This is a genomic window from Anthropogastromicrobium aceti (assembly GCF_020687335.1).
GTDB classification, from domain to species: domain Bacteria; phylum Bacillota; class Clostridia; order Lachnospirales; family Lachnospiraceae; genus Anthropogastromicrobium; species Anthropogastromicrobium aceti.
This window is the reverse complement of record NZ_JAJEQN010000003.1, coordinates 17,691-37,936: the sequence shown is the minus strand read 5'-3', so window position 1 is coordinate 37,936 and position 20,246 is coordinate 17,691. Positions and strand designations below refer to the sequence as shown.

19 protein-coding genes are annotated in these 20,246 nt (G+C 44.1%); 17 read left to right on the top strand and 2 right to left on the bottom strand.

Translation table 11 applies throughout. The features are described from left to right. The first annotated feature begins 169 nt into the window (after positions 1–169). The 6 genes from LKD48_RS01630 to LKD48_RS01605 all read left to right on the top strand — a co-directional run bounded on the left by LKD48_RS01630 (position 170) and on the right by LKD48_RS01605 (position 6,318). Positions 170–820: an HAD family hydrolase gene (locus LKD48_RS01630; protein ID WP_227101704.1), complete on the top strand. Its 651-nt coding sequence runs from the start codon at positions 170–172 to the stop codon at positions 818–820. 80 nt (positions 821–900) lie between these two features. Next, entirely contained in the window at positions 901–2,691 is a 1,791-nt protein-coding gene (pepF, locus tag LKD48_RS01625) for an oligoendopeptidase F (RefSeq protein WP_227101705.1), read from the top strand. 14 nt (positions 2,692–2,705) lie between these two features. Continuing rightward, positions 2,706–3,476: a nitroreductase family protein gene (locus tag LKD48_RS01620; RefSeq protein ID WP_308730982.1), complete on the top strand. Its 771-nt coding sequence runs from the start codon at positions 2,706–2,708 to the stop codon at positions 3,474–3,476. A 111-nt stretch (positions 3,477–3,587) separates the two neighbouring features. After that, a complete protein-coding gene (locus tag LKD48_RS01615; RefSeq protein ID WP_308730981.1) occupies positions 3,588–4,772 on the top strand; it encodes a D-alanyl-D-alanine carboxypeptidase family protein in 1,185 nt (394 codons plus the stop codon). 26 nt (positions 4,773–4,798) lie between these two features. Beyond that, positions 4,799–5,041: a putative Se/S carrier protein gene (locus LKD48_RS01610; RefSeq protein WP_227101708.1), complete on the top strand. Its 243-nt coding sequence runs from the start codon at positions 4,799–4,801 to the stop codon at positions 5,039–5,041. Between the two features lie 11 nt (positions 5,042–5,052). Beyond that, a complete protein-coding gene (locus tag LKD48_RS01605) occupies positions 5,053–6,318 on the top strand; it encodes a polysaccharide deacetylase family protein (RefSeq protein ID WP_308730980.1) in 1,266 nt (421 codons plus the stop codon). Positions 6,319–6,395: 77 nt separating this feature from the next. Here the strand turns inward: LKD48_RS01605 and LKD48_RS01600 are convergent, their stop codons facing one another. Beyond that, the gene (locus tag LKD48_RS01600; protein ID WP_308730979.1) at positions 6,396–7,790 is read right to left on the bottom strand and encodes an aminopeptidase; all 1,395 of its coding nucleotides are present in this window, start codon (positions 7,788–7,790) and stop codon (positions 6,396–6,398) included. A 203-nt stretch (positions 7,791–7,993) separates the two neighbouring features. On the opposite strand from LKD48_RS01600, the gene LKD48_RS01595 reads away from it, so the two are divergent. From LKD48_RS01595 to rpsA, 9 genes are all read left to right on the top strand, one after another. Then, a complete protein-coding gene (locus LKD48_RS01595) occupies positions 7,994–9,433 on the top strand; it encodes an acyl-CoA carboxylase subunit beta (RefSeq protein WP_066563317.1) in 1,440 nt (479 codons plus the stop codon). A gap of 79 nt (positions 9,434–9,512) precedes the next feature. Further along, positions 9,513–10,265 (top strand): OadG family transporter subunit, encoded by a 753-nt coding sequence (locus LKD48_RS01590; protein ID WP_066563320.1) that lies wholly within the window; start codon positions 9,513–9,515, stop codon positions 10,263–10,265. Positions 10,266–10,297: 32 nt separating this feature from the next. Further along, entirely contained in the window at positions 10,298–10,663 is a 366-nt protein-coding gene (locus LKD48_RS01585) for a biotin/lipoyl-containing protein (protein ID WP_066563325.1), read from the top strand. A gap of 63 nt (positions 10,664–10,726) precedes the next feature. Further along, positions 10,727–11,875 (top strand): sodium ion-translocating decarboxylase subunit beta, encoded by a 1,149-nt coding sequence (locus tag LKD48_RS01580; protein ID WP_308730978.1) that lies wholly within the window; start codon positions 10,727–10,729, stop codon positions 11,873–11,875. A 198-nt stretch (positions 11,876–12,073) separates the two neighbouring features. Continuing rightward, positions 12,074–13,501, top strand: a complete 1,428-nt coding sequence (locus LKD48_RS01575; protein WP_308730977.1) for an oxaloacetate decarboxylase subunit alpha — start codon at positions 12,074–12,076, stop codon at positions 13,499–13,501. 247 nt (positions 13,502–13,748) lie between these two features. Further along, positions 13,749–14,978 (top strand): BaiN/RdsA family NAD(P)/FAD-dependent oxidoreductase, encoded by a 1,230-nt coding sequence (locus LKD48_RS01570; protein WP_308730976.1) that lies wholly within the window; start codon positions 13,749–13,751, stop codon positions 14,976–14,978. Between the two features lie 75 nt (positions 14,979–15,053). Next, positions 15,054–15,719, top strand: coding sequence for a (d)CMP kinase (gene cmk, locus LKD48_RS01565; protein WP_308730975.1), 666 nt, complete (start codon positions 15,054–15,056; stop codon positions 15,717–15,719). Then, positions 15,719–16,585 carry a 4-hydroxy-3-methylbut-2-enyl diphosphate reductase gene (gene ispH / locus LKD48_RS01560; RefSeq protein WP_118612965.1) on the top strand — a complete coding sequence of 289 codons (867 nt, stop codon included), beginning with the start codon at positions 15,719–15,721 and terminating at the stop codon, positions 16,583–16,585. Before cmk ends, ispH begins: the two co-directional genes overlap by 1 nt. Continuing rightward, the gene (gene rpsA, locus LKD48_RS01555; RefSeq protein ID WP_308730974.1) at positions 16,554–17,621 is read left to right on the top strand and encodes a 30S ribosomal protein S1; all 1,068 of its coding nucleotides are present in this window, start codon (positions 16,554–16,556) and stop codon (positions 17,619–17,621) included. The genes ispH and rpsA overlap by 32 nt, the downstream gene beginning before the upstream one ends. An 85-nt stretch (positions 17,622–17,706) precedes the next feature. Here rpsA and LKD48_RS01550 read toward each other — a convergent pair whose 3' ends face one another. Then, on the bottom strand, positions 17,707–18,828 hold the full coding sequence (locus LKD48_RS01550; RefSeq protein WP_308730973.1) for a ribonuclease H-like domain-containing protein: 1,122 nt from the start codon (positions 18,826–18,828) through the stop codon (positions 17,707–17,709). Between the two features lie 310 nt (positions 18,829–19,138). On the opposite strand from LKD48_RS01550, the gene LKD48_RS01545 reads away from it, so the two are divergent. Continuing rightward, positions 19,139–19,648, top strand: coding sequence for a hypothetical protein (locus LKD48_RS01545; protein ID WP_308730972.1), 510 nt, complete (start codon positions 19,139–19,141; stop codon positions 19,646–19,648). After that, a complete protein-coding gene (gene lepB, locus LKD48_RS01540; protein WP_308730971.1) occupies positions 19,645–20,235 on the top strand; it encodes a signal peptidase I in 591 nt (196 codons plus the stop codon). The genes LKD48_RS01545 and lepB overlap by 4 nt, the downstream gene beginning before the upstream one ends. Positions 20,236–20,246 lie beyond the last annotated feature (11 nt).

The window sequence follows — 20,246 nt, the reverse complement described above, 5'->3', positions numbered from 1 at the left end:
CTGCCGCCATAAATTATGCATTAAAAGGATGCACAGAAAGAAGGGGCTTTATACGCGCGTTTATTGCGAAAGACCTTCGGTGCAGGAAAATACCTTGCAATTAAAAATAAAATTCTGTATGATTATAGTGTGGGGCAGCAAAATGTCCCGTGCTGCAAAGGAGAAAACTATGGATACTGTCTTTTTTGACATGGATGGAACACTGATTGACACAGAAAAATATTACAATGTGTGTTGGTGTGAAGCAATTGCAAAATTTGGTTATACCATTACAAAAGAAGAGGCACTTGACCTTAGAAGTCTTGGCCGGCCGCATGTGTATCGCTTTTTTGAAGAAAAATATGGAAAAGGCTTTCCATATGATGAAATGCGTGCATATAGAAAAAAGATCATGGAAGAAATGCTTAAACGAGATGGCATTACTGTAAAGCCCGGTGCAAAAGAAATTCTTTTATGGCTAAAAAGCCGTCAGATACGCTGCATGATCGCAACGGCAACTGATCTTGAGCGCACAAATCGTTATCTTGAAATGGCAGGATTGTCATCTTATTTTGACGAAATAATAAGTGCTGTTATGGTAAAAAACGGAAAGCCGTCACCAGATATTTATCAGCTTGCATGTGAAAAAGCAGGCCGTATACCGTCAGATTGTATTGCAATCGAGGATTCGCCAAATGGTGTACGTGCTGCGGCCGCAGCAGGATGCCGTGTTTTCATGATTCCTGACTTAGATGAGCCAGATGAGGCAACGCGCGCGCTGTGCGAAGGAGTTTTTCCTAGTTTGTCAGAGCTTCGCACGCACTTTGTAAAAATTTTGTAAGTTGCAAGTAACCGCTTTCTGCGGTATGATAGAATAATGTAAGGGCGAAAAGCTCTAAAATTTTTTGAAGGGAAGCATATATGGAAGTAAAAGATAGAAAAGATATTGATGTAAAAGATACATGGAACCTTGAAAGCATTTATGCAAACAATGAATTGTGGGAAGAGGATTACGCCGCTCTTGAAAAGGACGCAGCAGAATTTGCAAAGTTAAAGGGGGCAATTGAAGCAGACGTTAGTAAGATCCCGGCAGTTCTCGATGCTTACTATGGACTGCATCGCCGTTTAAGCAAATTGAGTGTTTACGCAAGAATGCGCTTTGATCAGGACACGACAGACAGCACCTACCAGACAATGTCAGCAAAGATCGGCAGCCTTGGCGTAAAGATTGGCGCAGCTAGTGCCTTTGTAGAGCCGGAGATTCTTTCTTACAGCAAGGAGCAGTTAGAAGCTGCAGAAAAAGAAAATGAACGCACTGCTTATTATGGAAGAAAGATTGAAGAGATGCTTCGCGGACAGGAGCACACATTAGATGCAGAAAAGGAAGAGCTTTTAGCTGCAGCAGGAGACATGGCAGAGGCACCAGATGATATTTTCAGCGTGTTAATGAATGCTGATATGAAGTATCCTGATATCGTGCTTGAGGACGGCACACATTTGCCGCTGACAAACAGCACATATATTTCCTACATGGAGTCACCAGACCGTGCAGTAAGAGAAGGTGCATTTAAGACACTTTACGGTCAGATTGCAAGCTTAAAGAATACATTTGCAGCAATATACCGCGGCAACTTAAAGCAGGCAAAATTTTATGCACAGTCAAGAAAATATTCATCAGCACGTGCTATGTATTTGGCAGATTCCAATGTGCCAGAGAGCGTTTATGACAACTTATTAAGTGCTGTTCACGAGGCACTTCCTATGATGTACCGCTACGTTGCTGTTAGAAAGAAAGTGCTTGGCGTAGACAAGCTTCACATGTATGATGTTTACACACCAATCGTTGCCGCACAGAATCAGACATACGAGTTTGAGCAGGCAAAACAGATGGTGCTTGAGGCATTAAAGCCGATGGGAGAGGATTATCTTTCTCATGCGCGTGAGGGTCTTGAAAACCGCTGGATTGATATTTATCCAAACAAGGGAAAGAAAGGCGGCGCATACTCTTGGGGCTGCTACGACTCACAGCCATTCATACTGCTAAACTACACAAAAAATCTTGACAGCGTATTTACACTGATTCATGAGATGGGTCATTCCATTCATTCCTACTATTCAATAACTGCACAGGATTACGCATACTCTGATTACAAGATCTTTGTAGCAGAGGTCGCTTCTACATGCAATGAGTGCTTATTGATGCATGATCTTTTGAAAAAGACAACAGATAAGGAGCAGAGAAAATATCTGTTAAATCATTATCTGGACAGCTTTAAGGGAACATTGTTCCGTCAGACGATGTTTGCTGAGTTTGAGAAGACTGCACATGATTACTGTGCACAGGGAAAGCCGCTGACAGCAGAAGCATTAAGTCAGATGTATCTGGAATTAAATCAGAAATACTTTGGACCAGATATGGAAAAGGATGAGGAGATTGCATACGAGTGGATGCGTATACCTCATTTCTACACACCATTTTACGTATATCAGTATGCAACAGGATACTCCGCAGCAGTTGCGTTGTCTGCAAAGATCTTAAAGGAAGGAAAGCCGGCAGTAGATGCCTACATGAGCTTCTTAAAGGGCGGTGAGAGCAAAGATCCGATTGATCTTTTAAAGATGGCTGGTGTAGATATGACAACAGAAAAGCCGGTAGCCGATGCACTGGCATTATTTGGAGAGTTAGTAGCAGAGTTGGAAGCACTTGTCTGAAAGGCTGGTGAAACATGACACAATACGAAGCAATAGGCAGACGCCATTCCGTCAGGCGTTTTCAGATGACGGCAATTGATCCGCATATTATGAAGCAGATTAATTGCTTTATTCAGACACTTGCACCGCTGCATCCGCAGGCAGCGTACAGGATCGCCGTTGTGGAGGCATACAATACACAAAAGCATGTTTTTAAGGGCATGTTTTTGGCACAGGCACCATATTATCTGGTGCTTTCAGCAAAGGATCATCCATTTGCGGCAGTCAATGCCGGATATGTGATGGAGCAGCTGGTTTTATATCTGGTATCAAAGGGCTTTGCTACATGTTATCTTGGAGATGCAAAGTCAAAGCCAGATCTTGACCAGTATCAGCCGATGATTGTTGTGGCATTTGGAAAGGCGGCGGCCACGGCAGTAAAAAAGCCGGCTAGCCGCAAGAAGTTAACAGAGCTTGTGAATCAGCCGCCGGTAGCGCAGCAAAATGCCCGAAAGATTATCGAGGCAGCAAGGATTGCGCCATCTGCATTCAATCTCCAGCCTTGGCGTTTTATGCCGCAGGATGGAAAAATTCATGTCTTTATGAAAAAAGAAAGTCTTATGCAGACAAAGCGAATGAAAGAGCTGACGCTTCTTGACATGGGTATTGCTATGTGTCATATGGCGCTTGCGGCAGAAGAACTTTGGCTTGATTGGCGTCTGTCAAGAGAAGATACGTCAAATGAGCCGATATGGAAGGGCTGCCAATATGTGGCAACACTTTACTATGAGATAAAAAGCTTTTGATTTTGTTTGTTCATAAAATTTTAGCACCGCGCATAAAGTATGTTAGAAAATGCAAAGCGGTGGGTGAATCCTATAAACACAAGTAATAAAGCAAAGAAAATAAGACGAAGCATGATGTCAGGACTGGCAGCATTTGCTGTGGCAATCCTGCTGTTTGCACAGATCGTGTTGTCTGCGGATGAAGCAAAAATGCCAGCGCAGGAATCACTCTATGCCAGATCAGCTGCATTAATTGATGGAGATACTGGCAGACTGCTTTACGGTAAGGAGGAAGATGTGATCCTGCCTATGGCAAGCACGACAAAGATTATGACATGTATTCTTGTGCTTGAGATGATGGAGCCAGAAGAAATATGCACAGCATCTGCCTATGCTGCCTCACAGCCGCAGGTGCATCTTGGCGTGCAAAAAGGCTGGTCATTTCGCTGCGAGGATCTCTTATATTCATTGATGTTAGAAAGCCATAACGATACGGCTGTTATCTTAGCAGAGGCAGCTGCAGGAAGTGTAGAGGGCTTTGCTACATGGATGAATAAAAAGGCAAAAGAGATCGGGCTTAGCCAGACACATTTTGTAACACCAAACGGGTTAGATAATGAGGCACATTATACAACGGCAAGAGAGCTTGCGCTTCTTCTTCGTTATTGCATTCGTACATCGCCAAAAAGCAAAGAATTTTTAAAGATCACGCGTACAGCGCAGTATGAATTTACCGATACGACAGGTGCTTATTCATTTTCAGTGTATAATCATAACGCATTTTTGCAGATGATGGACGGTGCACTGACAGGGAAGACAGGATTTACAGGAAAAGCAGGGTATTGTTATGTCGGTGCCCTAGAAAGAGATGGGCGTCTTTATATAGTATCACTTCTTGCATGCGGTTGGCCGGGAAATAAAAGCTATAAATGGGCTGATACAAAAAAGCTTATGAACTATGGGCTGTCAGCTTATGAAACCAAAAAGCTTGAGACACCGACAGTACCCAAAATGAGCGCATCAGTTATTGATGGTGTATATGACTGGACTAAGCAGACAAAGTCACAGGTAAAGTTAATCTGTCCCGATGCACCAGATAAATATCAGGTGCTTGCAAAAGATGGAGAGAAAATTGAAATTCAAATCAGAGCCAGAAAAGAGCTTGCATCGCCCGTATTAGAAGATGAAGTTTGCGGTGAAGTCTCCTTTTGGCTTAGTGAGGTATGTTTAGGTACATATCCAATTTATCCGGAACAGGCAGTAGACAGACGCGCATTTGTCTGGTATATTATGCGTGTACTTTCTTTGCTGCTGTAATTTGTAGAAAAATCAGGCGGTATAAGGTGAGTAGATTAGATAGAGAAAAAAAGTTGATGGTTGTATTTCCTACAACGACAGATGCCATGCATATGCAGCAGGCAGCCACAAAGTATAAGCTTCCAGGTCGCATGATACCGCTTCCGGGCGGACTAGAGGCTGGATGTGGGCTTGCATGGTGCACATTGCCAGAACAAAAAAATATGCTTGAGGCATTGACAGAAGAGCTTGGAATTAACACACAAGGTTTTTTTGAAAAGGAATGGTGAAAGGAACAATGATGAGAAATTGGAAATTGAGAAGCAGTGTAATTGTACTTGCAGCAGTAATGATGGCTTCGTCAGGCTGCGGCAAAAAAAATAATGATACAGCAAGTCTTCCGCAGCTGCCAAGCCAGACACAAACACAAGAGCAGACACAAGAACAAACAATTGAGCAGACTATACCTGTAACGACAGAGGAAGAAGCAATTCCAGTTCCAGTAGCGCCAGGAGAAGTGAATGTATCGTCATCTTCGTCAGCAAGCGCGTCAAGTCTGGCAGCTGCATCGTCACAGGCTGTACAGGCAGAAGATGGCTACGAGCCGCGAGATGAAGAAGTTTATGCGACACAAAAGGTTAATATTCGCGAGACAGCTTCTACAGACGCAGCAAAGGCAGGCTCTCTTGAGGCGGGTGCATCCATTCACAGAATAGGCTACACTGCAGAGTGGAGTAAGGTAGAATATAACGGTACAACATGTTACATTGCAAGTGAATATCTTTCAGATAAGGCACCAGAAACTGTAAATCAGCAGGTACAGGCACCAAGCGCAGCTACGGAGCTTTGGAGTGGTGATTTAGGTACACTCAGTACAAATGAGTTCAGCGGAATTGCAGACTATAGGGATCGCGATGCGTTAAATGTTCCGAATGGATGCTATTACTTAAAGAAGCTGTATGGAAAGTATAATGCAAAGTTTATTGAAGATACATCAAAGAAAGTAATTTATCTTACTATGGACGAGGGATATGAGGCAGGCTTTACACCTCAGATTCTTCAGACACTTCGCGAGAAGAACGTAAAAGCAACCTTCTTTGTCACAAAAGAATTTTATGACAGCAATCCAGAGTACATTAAACAGATGATTGATGAAGGTCACACTGTAGGAAATCACACCTGCAACCACAAGAATATGCCATCGCTTTCACTTGAGGAGCAGACAAACGAGATCATGGTTCTTCACAACCTGGTTAAAGACAACTTTGGTTACGAGATGAAGCTGTTTAGATTCCCAGAGGGTTCTACAAGTGAGCAGTCATTAGGTCTTGTAGAAAGCCTCGGCTACCAGAGCGTATTCTGGAGCTTCCACTATTTAGATTACAACTCCGATGCTCAGAAAGATCCGGCAGAGACATTGCAGCTTTGCATGGACAGCATTCATCCGGGTGCAATCTATCTGCTTCATGCAAAGTCAGCGACAAACACACAGATCCTTGGAGAATGGATTGATGCAGTGCGCGCCGCAGGATACGAGTTCGGTGGAGGACTGCCGACTACGTGGTAACCATAAAAAAATCCCCTGATAGAGGAGAAATCCTCTACCGGGGGATTTTTGTGTGGTTAAAATTTGAGTAATCTTATTTACTTCTCTGCGCGAAGGAATGCCTCGTATCCGCGACATGTCTCGTAAACGTCGATCTTACTTACAACTTCCCACGGTGCGTGCATGTTAAGAACCGGAACGCCACAGTCGATAACTTCCATGTTCAGGTTTGCAAGGATATAAGCGATAGTTCCGCCACCTCCCTGGTCAACCTTTCCAAGCTCGCTAGTCTGGAAGAATACGCCTGCATCGTCCATTACCTTTCTAAGGTAAGCGATATACTCTGCATTAGCATCATTGCAGCCGCTCTTTCCGCGAGCACCGGTATACTTATTGAATGTGAAGCCTCTTCCACAGAAAGCACTGTTCTTTCTCTCATTTACCTCTGGGTAATTTGGATCAAATGCAGCACTTACGTCAGATGAGAGCATCTTGGAGTTTTTCAGACAGCGGCGAAGAATAAGATCGCTGTATGATGCGCTAGTCAGTGCAATAAGCTCAGCAACGATATTCTCGAAGAAACGGGAATGCATACCAGTAGCACCGTTGCTTCCAACCTCTTCCTTATCAACAAGCAGACAGCAGCTTGTATGTACAGGATTTTCTACCTTAAGCATAGCAGCAAGAGAAGTGTAGGAGCATACACGGTCATCATGACCATAGCCCATGATCATGCTGCGGTCAAGTCCGTAATCTCTTGCAGGACCAGCCGGAACGATCTCAAGCTCAGCAGACAGGAAATCTTCTTCCTCAATGTCATACTTTTCCTTTAACATAGAAAGGATCAGCTCCTTAACAGGCTCCTTGCAGTCATCAGCAGCATTCATAACAGGACGGCTTCCAACAGTCAGATTTAACTTCTCGCCCTCGATTGCCTTAGAGAGAGTCTTTGCCATCTGATCACCAGATAAGTGAATCAAAAGATCAGAGATACCAAGTACCGGATCAGACGGATCCTCACCGATTACAACATTGACAACAGTACCGTCCTTCTTTGCAACAACGCCGTGAAGAGCAAGCGGAAGAGCAACCCACTGATACTTCTTGATTCCGCCATAGTAGTGTGTATCAAGAAGAGCAAAATCCTCATCCTGATAAAGCGGATTCTGCTTAACATCAATACGAGGAGAGTCAATGTGTGCACCAAGGATATGCATACCCTTTTCCATCGGCTCAGTACCAACTACAAATAAAGCAATTGTCTTGCCCATGTTGTTAGCATAAACCTTATCGCCAGCCTTTAATGGTGTACCAGCCTCGATACAGTCATTTAAGTTCTTGTATCCAGCAGCCTCAGCCAGACGAATACTTTCCTCTACGCACTCACGCTCTGTCTTGCAGTCGGAGATGAATTTGATATAATCAGCGCAGAGTGCATTTACCTGTGCGAGCTTTGCTTCATCGCAGGATTTCCATGCATTTTTACGTTCCATAACAAATACTTCCTTTCTTTTTGGGAAAACATAGAGTATCCCTTATCATTCTTATTCATTATATCATAGGAAATGAAGTTTGTCTTATTAAAAGTACAAAAAATTGCAAATTCTTGTTGAATTATTTGCTCAAAAACGATACAATGTTAAATGGCAGAAGATGGTTTTAACCATTAGAATAAAAAATTAAACGGAGGACGAATATGAGTACAACATCACAGAATTCAGCAAGCAGCCGTATAAGTGCTTTGCTTGATGACAACAGTTTTGTTGAGATCGGCGGATCAGTTACTGCCAGAAATACCGATTTCAATTTGCAGAACAAAGAAACACCTGCAGATGGAGTATTAACAGGATATGGTACTATTGATGGTGCCCTTGTCTATGTTTACAGCCAGGACGCAACTGTTCTGGGCGGTTCCATCGGAGAAATGCACGCAAAGAAGATTGTAAAGCTTTACAGCCTTGCAATGAAGGTAGGTGCACCGGTAATCGGTTTGGTAGACTGTGCAGGAATGAGATTAGAGGAGGCTACCGATGCATTAGAGGCATTTGGTAAGCTGTATGAGTGCCAGGCACTTGCATCTGGCGTAGTTCCACAGATCACAGCAGTTTTCGGAACCTGCGGCGGCGGTATGGCAGTAGTTCCGGCTCTGACTGATTTCACATTTATGGAGGCAAAGAACGCAAAGCTGTTCGTTAATTCTCCAAATGCATTAGAGGGCAACAAGACTGAGAATACAGCAAACGCAGCATTCCAGAGCAGCGAGGCTGGTATGGTAGATGTAGTTGCACAGGAAGATGAGCTGTTAGAGAGCATCCGCACCTTAGTAAGCATTCTGCCGGCAAACAACGAGGATGACATGTCCTACAGCGAGTGCACAGATGACTTAAATCGTGCATGTACAGATCTTGAAGCATCAGCAGCAGATCCGGCACTTAGCCTGCCAATGATCTCTGATGATAACTTCTTCTTCGAGGTAAAGAAGGATTACGCAAAGGATATGGTAACTGGCTTTATCCGCTTAAACGGAAACACCATCGGCGCAATTGCAAACCGTACTGCTTTATATGACGAAGAGGGCAAGGAGGCTGAGACCTTCGACGGTACCTTAAGCGCAGAGGGTGCTGAGAAGGCAGCAGAGTTCGTAAACTTCTGTGACGCATTCTCCATCCCAGTTTTAACACTGACAAATGTTACCGGATACAAGGCAACAAAGTGCCAGGAGAAGAGAATCGCAAAGGCAGCTGCAAAGCTGATTTATGCATTCCATGATATGACTGCTCCAAAGGTAAATGTAATCGTAGGCGCAGCAAACGGAACAGCATCCTTAGCAATGAACAACAGTGCAGATATGACATATGCATGGCCGCAGGCTACCATCGGCATGATGGATCCAGTAAGTGCAGCAAAGATCATGTATGCAGATGAGATTGCAAAGGCAGATGATAAGAATGCTCTTATAAGCGAGAAGGCAGCAGCTTACGCTAAGCTTCAGGCAAGTGCAGAGTCTGCAGCTAAGAGAGGTTATGTAGACAGCATTATCGCTCCGGAAACTACAAGACAGATCGCTGCAGCAGCATTTGAGATGCTGTTCACAAAGAGAGAGGACCGTCCGGCAAAGAAGCACGGTACCGTTTAATCCAGAAACACAGTACCGTGTGAACACATCGCGGATTAATGATCCCCTATGTGTGTACGGGGTGGAATGAGAGGTAGATATGAAAAGAAAGTTAGCAGTATTATTAAGTGTGCTGCTGTGTGCGTTTGGGCTGACTGCCTGCTCCTCATCCAGTGCTTCTGATACAGCAAGTGAGGACATGGCTGTCTACAAGACAGAGGCAGTTGCACTCATTGATACACTTGTAAATGAGCAGAAAACACTTGACGAGTTAAAGGCTGAGGCAAATGACGAGGATGAGGCCGCTGCATTTGAGGCTGGTTTTTCAGCGTGGGAAGATGCAAAGGAAGAACTCGGCGCAGTTAGCGAGATCAAAGAGGATTCTGCTGATGTCAGCTACGAAAACCAGAACAAGCTTTATGTTGTCAGTGTAGACGGAACCTTTGACAAGCGTGATGCAGTTGTCACTGTTACCTTTGATAAGAAGGGAAATTTAAGTTCTGTTGCATTCAACGGTGTTTATACACTGGGTGAGAAGATGTCAAAGGCAGCCTTAAATACCATTATGGGTCTGGCAGTCGTATTCGTTATGCTGATCTTCATCAGCTTGATCATCTACTGCTTCAAGTTTATCCATGAGGCAGAGGAAAGAGCAGCTGCAAAGAAGAAGGCTTCAGAGCCTGCTCCGGCACCTGCACCAGTAGTAGAAGAAACAGTAGAAGAAGAGGACGATCTTGAGCTTGTAGCTGTTATTGCAGCAGCAATCGCAGCAAGCGAAGGTACCGATCCGAATGGTCTGGTAGTTCGTTCTATTAAGAGAGTTGGCAAGACAAACAACTGGAAAAGAGCATAAAAGCAGCCGCAAAGCGGCAGAAGGAGATTAAGATGAAAAATTATACCATTACTGTAAATGGCAATGTATATGAAGTAACTGTTGAAGAAGGAACCGGATCCGCAGCAGCTGCAGCACCAAAGGCAGCTCCTAAGGCAGCACCGAAGGCTGCTCCAAAGGCAGCAGCACCGGCTGGCGCACAGGGTGCTGTAAAGATCAGCGCTCCAATGCCAGGTAAGATTCTTGGTGTTAAGGCAAACGCTGGTGACGCTGTAAAGAAGGGTCAGGTAATCGTTGTTCTTGAGGCTATGAAGATGGAGAATGATATCGTAGCACCTCAGGATGGAACCGTAGCTTCTATCAATGTAACAGCAGGACAGTCCGTTGAGTCTGGCGCAGTACTTGCTACAATGAACTAATGAAGCTCCTACGTAAGTAGGTGAATCCTGCATACGCAGGAAATATACGGGAGGTATTAGACAATGAGTTATGTAACTGAAACATTAGGCAATCTAATCCACCAGACCGCGTTCTTCAATCTGTCATGGGGCAACCTGTTAATGATCCTTGTTGCACTGGTATTCTTATACTTGGCAATCAAGAAGGGATACGAGCCGTTACTGCTTGTGCCGATTGCATTCGGTATGCTGCTTGTTAACATGTATCCGGAAATCATGGCAAACCCGGAAGACACTTCAAACGGTGTTGGAGGATTACTGCATTATTTCTATATTCTGGACGAGTGGAGTATTCTGCCGTCTCTGATCTTCATGGGAGTTGGTGCGATGACTGACTTCGGTCCGCTGATCGCAAACCCAATCAGCTTTTTGATGGGTGCTGCTGCACAGCTTGGTATCTATCTGGCTTACTTTATGGCAATCCTTATGGGATTCTCTGATAAGGCAGCTGCAGCAATCTCTATCATTGGCGGTGCTGACGGTCCGACCTCTATCTTCCTTTGCGGTAAGTTAGGACAGACCCAGTACATGGGACCAATCGCCGTTGCTGCATATTCTTACATGTCTCTTGTTCCGATCATTCAGCCGCCGATCATGAAGGCACTGACTACAGAGAAAGAGAGAAAGGTCAAGATGGAGCAGCTTCGTCCAGTATCAAAGCTGGAGAGAATCCTGTTCCCGATCATAGTAACAATCGTTGTTGTTTTGATTCTTCCAAGTACTGCACCGCTTATCGGTATGCTTATGCTTGGTAATTTGTTCCGCGAGAGTGGTGTTGTTAAGCAGCTTACTGAGACAGCTTCCAACGCACTTATGTATATCGTAGTTATCCTTCTTGGTACTTCTGTAGGTGCATCTGCCAGTGCAGAGGCATTCTTAAAGATGGATACCTTAAAGATCGTTGCACTTGGTATGATCGCTTTCGCATTTGGTACTGCAGGCGGTGTTCTTCTTGGAAAGCTTTTGTGCAAGCTTACAAAGGGAAGAATCAATCCGCTTATCGGTTCAGCAGGTGTATCTGCCGTTCCGATGGCAGCGCGTGTATCACAGAAGGTTGGTTCAGAGGCAGATCCGAGCAACTTCCTTTTGATGCATGCAATGGGACCAAACGTAGCCGGTGTTATCGGTACGGCCGTTGCGGCAGGTACGTTTATGGCAATATTTGGAGTATAAAGTTAACTCGTCAGACTGTTGTGCAAGGATCTCATGCTTGCATGAAGATCCTGCATAACGGACTGACGAAGGGAGCGACCGGTCATGAACAAAACAAGAACTGCGAAGCAGTGATAGCGCGATAGCGCGGTTTTGTGAATGGGCGCGAGTGAACTTTATTTAAAAACACGTATACTGATAAAATTTGGAGGTAATATAATGGCAGAGCAAGTAAAAAGGCCAGTAGGAATTACAGAGACGGTCTTAAGAGATGCGCATCAGTCTCTGATGGCAACTAGAATGACCACAGAGCAGATGCTTCCAATCGTTGATAAAATGGATCAGGTAGGATACCACTCCGTAGAGTGCTGGGGTGGCGCTACATTTGATGCCAGCCTTCGTTTCCTGAAGGAAGATCCGTGGGAGAGACTGCGTAAGTTAAGAGCAGGCTTCAAGCATACAAAGCTGCAGATGCTGTTCCGTGGACAGAACATCTTAGGCTACAATCACTATGCAGATGACGTAGTAGAGTACTTCGTACAGAAGTCAGTTGCAAATGGTATGGATATCATCCGTATCTTCGACTGCTTCAACGATCTGCGTAACTTAAAGACAGCAGTAAACGCAACAAAGGCAATCAAGAAGGAGAACCCAAATGCTGAGGCACAGATCGCACTGTGCTACACCCTTGGTGATGCTTATACACTTGATTACTGGAAGAAGATTGCAAAAGAGATCGAGTCCATGGGTGCAGATTCTATCTGTATCAAGGATATGGCAGGTCTTCTTGTTCCGTATAAGGCAACTGAGCTTGTTACAGCTCTTAAGAGCGCAACAAAGCTTCCGATTCAGATTCATACCCACTACACCTCTGGTGTTGCATCCATGACATATATGAAGGCAGTTGAGGCTGGCGCAGATGTTATTGATACAGCAATGAGCCCATTAGCTATGGGTACTAGCCAGCCGGCTACTGAGGTTATGGTAGAGACCTTCAAGGGAACTCCATACGATACAGGTCTTGATATGAAGCTTCTGGGAGAGATCGCTGACTACTTCCGTCCGATTCAGGAGGAAGCTCTTAAGTCTGGCCGCATCAACCCGAAGGTTATGGGTGTTAACATCAAGACTTTGATGTATCAGGTACCGGGCGGTATGCTTTCCAACTTGGTAAGCCAGTTAAAGGAAGCAGGCGCTGAGGATAAGTACTATCAGGTACTTGAGGAAGTTCCGAGAGTACGTAAGGACTTCGGAGAGCCGCCGCTTGTTACTCCGTCTTCTCAGATCGTTGGTACTCAGGCAGTTCTTAACGTTCTTCAGGGCGAGAGATACAAGATGATGACCAAGGAGTCCAAGAAGATTTTAAGAGGTGAGTTTGGACAGACTGTTAAGCCATTTAACAAGGAAGTTCAGAAGAAGGCAATCGGAGACGAGAAGCCGATCACTTGCCGTCCGGCAGATCTGATCAAGCCACAGTTAGACAAATTCCGCAAGGAGGCAGCTCAGTATATCCAGCAGGACGAGGATGTACTGACCTATGCACTGTTCCCGCAGGTTGCTACTGAGTTCTTCAAGTATCGTGAAGCACAGCAGACAAAGGTAGATCCAGCTGCTGCAGATACAAAGAATAAGGCATACCCGGTATGATACTAGAGTCGAAAAGTCACAAGCTGATCATGCTTGCATGAAGAAGCTTGTGACCTTGAGACTCGTAAAAACATGAGGATGCAGCGATTTTCGAAGAAAATCAGCGAATCCGAATGTTTTTAGAATTGCGAAAGATGCGAAGCAGCGGAGCAATTCGTAGGTATCATTTAAATAAAAATAAGAAACTAAGGGACTCTTGGAAAACAAGGGTCCCTTTTTTGAAAAAAGGATTGTGTGAAAATTTTTTATGAGCAAAGTAATAGTAATAGGCGGCGGTGCCGCTGGAATGATGGCTGCATTAAAGGCAGCCGAGAATGGTCATGATGTGACACTGCTTGAGAAAAATGAAAAGCTTGGCAAAAAGCTTTTTATCACAGGAAAGGGTCGATGCAACGTGACAAATGCCTCCGATATGGAGACAATCATGAGCCAGATCGTGACAAATCCACGTTTTCTTTACAGTGCGTTTTCTGACTGCAGCAACACAGATGTCATGGAACTTATTGAAAACGGCGGATGTCCGCTTAAGATAGAAAGAGGTCAGCGCGTATTCCCAGAGTCAGATAAGTCCTCCGATATCATAAGCTGTTTTTCACGCCTTTTAAAAAAGGCTGGCGTAGAAATTATATTAAATAAAGAAGTAACGCATATCATCACCGAAGAAGGACGTGCAGCAGGCGTGTCACTTTCCGATGGAAAAAAAATAAGCGCCGATGCCATAGTGCTTGCAACAGGAGGTCTTTCCTATGCGTCAACAGGCTCCACGGGAGACGGACACCGCATGGCAAGAGAGCTTGGTCATACAGTGACACCATGCTTTCCGGCATTAGTGCCAGTTAACACAAAAGAAGACTGGTGCCGCACACTGCAGGGACTGTCACTTAAAAATGTTACCTTCACTGTAAAAGACGGCAAAAAGAAGCTGTATGAGGATTTTGGAGAGATGTTGTTCACTCATTTTGGCATCAGCGGACCACTTGTATTAAGTGCAAGCAGTAAAATAGTCAAAAAGCTTGATAAAAATCCGCTTTCTGCTTTCATAGACTTAAAGCCGGCGCTTACAGACGAGCAGCTTGATGCAAGACTTTTGCGAGACTTCTCACAGGAAAAAAATAAGCAGTTTAAAAATGCATTAAATGGCTTATTCCCGGCAAGACTAGCAGAGCAGATCGTCATTTTGTCAGGCATAAATCCAGACAAGGAAGTAAACGCCATCACAAAAGAAGAGCGTGCCCATCTTGTTTATTTAACCAAAAATCTCCCATTGACCATTCTTAGTGTCAGGAGTTATAATGAAGCTATTATCACGCAGGGCGGCGTCAAAGTGCAGGAAGTACAGCCAAAGACCATGGAGTCAAAGCTTGTGCAGGGACTGTATTTTGCAGGCGAACTACTAGACATTGATGCCCTCACAGGGGGCTACAACCTGCAGCTTGCATGGTCCACGGGAAGCCTGGTAGGGGATAGTATTGTATAAATACTTGAATAGCGTGACAAACACTTCACCGAAACGCCTCGCAGAAGAATCGTAAAAAGAAAAGGAGACAAACAAATGGGTTTTAACATCGCAATTGATGGTCCGGCAGGAGCCGGAAAAAGCACCATCGCAAAGCTTGCAGCAAGCGAGCTTTCCTATATATATGTAGATACAGGCGCCATGTACCGCGCAATTGGTCTGTATGTATATCGTAAGCATGTGCCAGAAGAAGATAAAAAAGCAATTGGAGAGACTGCGAAAGAGACAGAAGTTTCCATTCGCTATATCGACGGTGAGCGCCATGTATATTTAAATGGTGAGGATGTAAGTGAAGAGATCAGAAAAGAGCATATCGGTCATATGGCATCTGTAGTTGGTGCAGTGCCGGCTGTAAGAGAGCATCTCTTATCACTTCAAAGACAGATTGCACAGGAAAATGATATCATTATGGATGGAAGAGACATCGGTACATGTATTCTTCCTAATGCAGATGTAAAGATCTTTCTGACAGCAAGTGCCGAGGAAAGGGCAAGAAGACGCTACTTAGAGCTGCAGTCAAAGGGCGATAATACGCCATATGACGTTGTGCTTGCCGATATTAAAGAGCGCGACTACCGCGACACGCACAGAGATATCGCACCGTTAAAGCAGGCTGAGGATGCTGTATACCTTGATACGTCAAACATGACAATTGAAGAGGCAGCAGCAAAGGTAGTAGAGCTTGCAAAGGCGGCACGCTGATGGAAGTAATTCTTGCAAAAAGCGCGGGCTTTTGCTTTGGCGTGCGCCGCGCAGTAAACGAAGTTTATCGTTGTCTTGAGGAAGAAAAGGATACACCAATCTATACCTTTGGCCCAATCATCCATAACGATGAAGTGGTCAACGATTTAAAGAATAAAGGTGTGCAGGTAGTTGACACATTAGAGTCGCTTGCAGCACTTAAAAAAGGCATTGTCATAATCCGCTCCCATGGTGTTGGCCGTGACACCGAAACAAAGATGCGTGAGCTTGGCATGCGTGTCATTGACATGACATGTCCGTTTGTAAAAAAGATTCACCGTCTTGTAGAAGAAAAGTCAAAAGAAGGCTACCAGATCGTCATAGCCGGAAATCCTGTGCATCCAGAGGTTGTAGGCATTGTAGGATGGAGCACAGACGGCGCATCAGTTGTAAAAGATGCAGAAGAAGCACAAAAGCTGGTATTAGACCCTAAAAAACCCGTTTTTGTGGCAGCACAAACGACATTTCACTACATTAAATTTCAAAATATAGTTGACCAATTAGAAAAAAAAGAGTACAATATAAATTGCGTTAACACTATCTGCAATGCAACCAGAAACCGGCAGGAGGAAGCAGCCAGTCTCGCAGCCTCAGTAGATGGCATGCTGGTCATAGGTGGGAGTCATAGCTCCAACACGCAGAAGCTGTTTGAAATATGCAAAAAAGAATGTAATAATACCCATTACATACAAACCGCTGAGGACCTAGACACCAATTGGTTTTTGACAGCAGACAGGGTGGGTGTTACAGGAGGGGCTTCAACCCCGAATATAATCATTGAGGAGGTTCTACACCATGTCAGACGAATTCGGACAATTATTAAGTGAGCAGAAAGAAGTTGCAATTAGCCAGGGCGCAGTTGTATCCGGTCAGGTTATTGCAGTAAAGGAAGACGAGATTGTCCTAAATATAGGATATAAAGCAGATGCTGTCATTAGCCGCAACGAATTTACCAACATCCCGAATGCAAATCTGTGCGACCTTGTAAAGGTTGGCGATGAGATCGAGGCTAAGGTTGTTAAGATGAACGACGGCGAGGGCCAGGTTCAGCTTTCTGTACGCAAGCTGCAGGCAGAGAGAGGAAGCAAGGTTCTTGAGGAAGCATTCGAGAACAAGACTGTATTAAAGGCAGTTGTTACTGAGATCTCCACTGGTGGATTAAGCGTAGTAGTTGATCAGACCAGAGTATTTATCCCGGCAAGCCTTGTATCCGATGTATACGAGAAGAATCTTGAGAAGTACAAGGGACAGGAAGTTGAGTTTATCGTTACTGAGTTCAACCCGAAGAAGCACAGAATTATCGGTAACTGCAAGGAGCTGATCATCGAGAAGAAGAAGAAGATGCAGGAAGAGCTCTTCGCAAAGCTTGAGGTTGGTCAGACCGTTGAGGGTACTGTAAAGAACGTTACAGATTTCGGTGCATTCGTAGATTTAGGCGGAGCAGATGGTCTGCTTCACATTTCTGAGATGAGCTGGGGCCGTATCGAGAATCCTAAGAAGGTATTCAAGAGTGGTGATAAGGTTAAGGTTCTTGTAAAGGCAATCGATGGAAATCGTATCGCACTGAGCATGAAGTTCCCGGAGGAGAATCCGTGGAAGGATGCAGAAGAGAAGTTTGCAGTAGGTACTGTTGTTACTGGTAAGGTAGCACGTATGACTGACTTCGGTGCATTCGTAGAGTTAGAGTCAGGTGTTGATGCACTGCTTCACGTTTCTCAGATCTCCAGAGAGCGCGTAGAGAAGCCACAGGATGTTCTGTCCATCGGTCAGGAAATCACCGCAAAGGTAGTAGACCTGAACGTAGATGCAAAGAAGATCAGCCTGAGCATGAAGGCTCTTGCAAACGATGAGGATCAGGAATAATCCGTAAGAAATACATCAAATAAAGTGAATTTAAAAAGACCGGGTAGAAAAAACTACCCGGTCTTTTTTGATTAAAGCAAGCGGTTCAAGAAAATAATTCCGGCGGTGCTTCCTGCGCCTCCTCAGAAGGAACAGGTACAGCACATCTCAGTGCATCTTCGAGTACATTATGTGCATAGGCGAGAATAAAATCAGGATCAGCTATATATTCTGTAAAAAGCTGCTTGGAAGAATACTCCTCCTTATAAAGATCAAACATATCCTCATGCGAGAGCGGAAGAAAAGTACTGCTTTTCTTTGTGTAGCAGGTAGAAGCACTTGCCTGAACACGATGCTCCGGATCTACATATTGGCCGACCTTCTTATGAACAGCGCGGTCCTCATCAGGAAGATAATAATAATCCTTATAATTATCAAAGAAATACTTTAATTCCCCGACAAAAGCACGAATCTCAATAATGATCTGGTTCGCACGGATCGATAAACGGCAAAGCGGCAGCTCACGCGTCACAGCTACCGGGACCTTAACAGAACAGTCCACCACAATAGTAAGAGAGGACGATGCAGTGCTTAAGGAATAGCCGGCAAGTGTCCACTCACTGCGGAATATATCAAGATAAGACAAAAGCGGCATAATCTGAGGAAGAGCCTTTAAATCATCCTCATTGTGAAGAAGAAGCACCTGATAAAGACGCTTATCACCAGTCTCAAGATAATCGTGATAAACAGCGATCATCTCCTTGCCGGTAGCCTGATCTAGTCTTGAAATATTTAAATAGCTTTCAAGTGTTGCAAGTTTTAAGTTCTCAAGCTGCAGAAGTGTCTTTACAGGACGCAGGTGGCGGTACAGATCAAAGCTGCGAATATTGTCAAGCACATCAGTATTAAGGCCATAGGCAGCAGCACATTTCTTTAAAAAAGGAAGATCAAAGGTTTCACCATTAAAAGAAACAACAACCTGATAATTCTTTATAAAAGAAAAAAAGTCCTCAAGGATCTCCTGCTCAGAATTAAGTGAATCAGAAAACCACTGTCTGATATGCCACTCCATCTGCTGATGATAGACTGCACCAATCAGATAAATAGAAGAGGTGGCAGGTGTGAGTCCTGTCGTCTCAATATCAAGAAATACAAGATCCTTTAAGGGTGCAATCGCATGAGAATCATAAAATTGCGGGATCGAAAACGTTTTACTTATAACAACCATTGAAATTCCCCCGTTATATAAAAAATCACATTAACTACAAATCTTAAAAATTTCTTACATTATAGCATAATAGAGGAGAGAAGTCAAACCTATTCCTATTATACGATTTGCATTAAACAGAGACATATATGTAAACTATGATTATAGATAATTACAATAAAAATGAAAAAAATCGCAAGAAAGTATGAAAAAAAAACAAAAAAGGTACTTTACAAAGTGTTTGAAATGTGCTACTGTTTAGACAAGCGAAAAAAACAGCATGTTCACCAGTTCAACTGGCAACGGTGAAAACTTGGAAGGAGTATGGAATATGCAGGGAGATGACAGCAAAGAGGGCAGAGACAGCAAACGTTTAAGTCGCGCGGAGCTTCTTGAAATGCTTATCGAGCAGTCAAAAGAAGTCGAGTCACTTAAAAAGGAGGTGGCGAAGCTTCAGAAACAGCTTGATGATCGGACGATTCAGTTGCAGCAGACAGGTTCGATTGCAGAAGCAGCTCTCGCATTAAACGACATATTCAAAGCTGCAGATCAGGCAGCATCCCAATACATCGAAAGTATCAAGCGTATGGAGCATGAAAAGAATGTAGAGTTTCAGGCGCTTCGTCAGAAGACACTCGATGCATGTGCTGTGATGAGAGAAGATACACAAGAGTATTGCAGACGGCTTCGTTATGAGAGCGAGGCAAAAAGAGATGCTCTGTATGCTCAGTTAGAAAAAGAAAAAGAAGAGATCGAGAAAAACAATTCTAGTGAAGGCAGTGATCCAAGCACATGGACATGCCTTGAGGCACCTCCCAGTGTAGGTGGAGGTGTCTCATGAAAAAAAATAAAAAACAACCACTTGAAGTGCCGCCGATAGAGGTTCTTGAAAAAGAGCTTCACAGAGAGCTTTATAAAAAGAACTACAGGAGCACGCTTCGAAGCACGGTTTATACACTTATTACAGTTGCAGCAGTAGCAGTACTGGTGGCTACTTTAGTGTTGCCTGTTTTACAGATCTATGGTACGTCCATGACGCCGACCTTATCAGATGGAGACATAGTTGTCTCTGTTTCTGGTTCGGAATTTGAAGCTCAGGACATAATTGCATTCTACTACAATAATAAGATCTTAGTAAAACGTGTAATTGCAACAGCAGGACAGTGGGTAGATATCGATGAAGAGGGAAATGTTTCAGTAAATGGAACACCCCTCGACGAGCCATACGTATTTGAAAAGGCGCTTGGCGAATGTGATATTGACCTGCCATATCAAGTGCCTGAAGGAAGAGTATTTGTGATGGGTGATCATCGAAGCGTTTCAGTTGACAGCAGAAGCACATCTGTCGGATGTGTGGCACAGGAGCAAATTGTCGGAAAATTAGTATTTTGTGTCTGGCCATTTACAAACTTTGGTCATATCAAGTAGGAGAAAGGGGG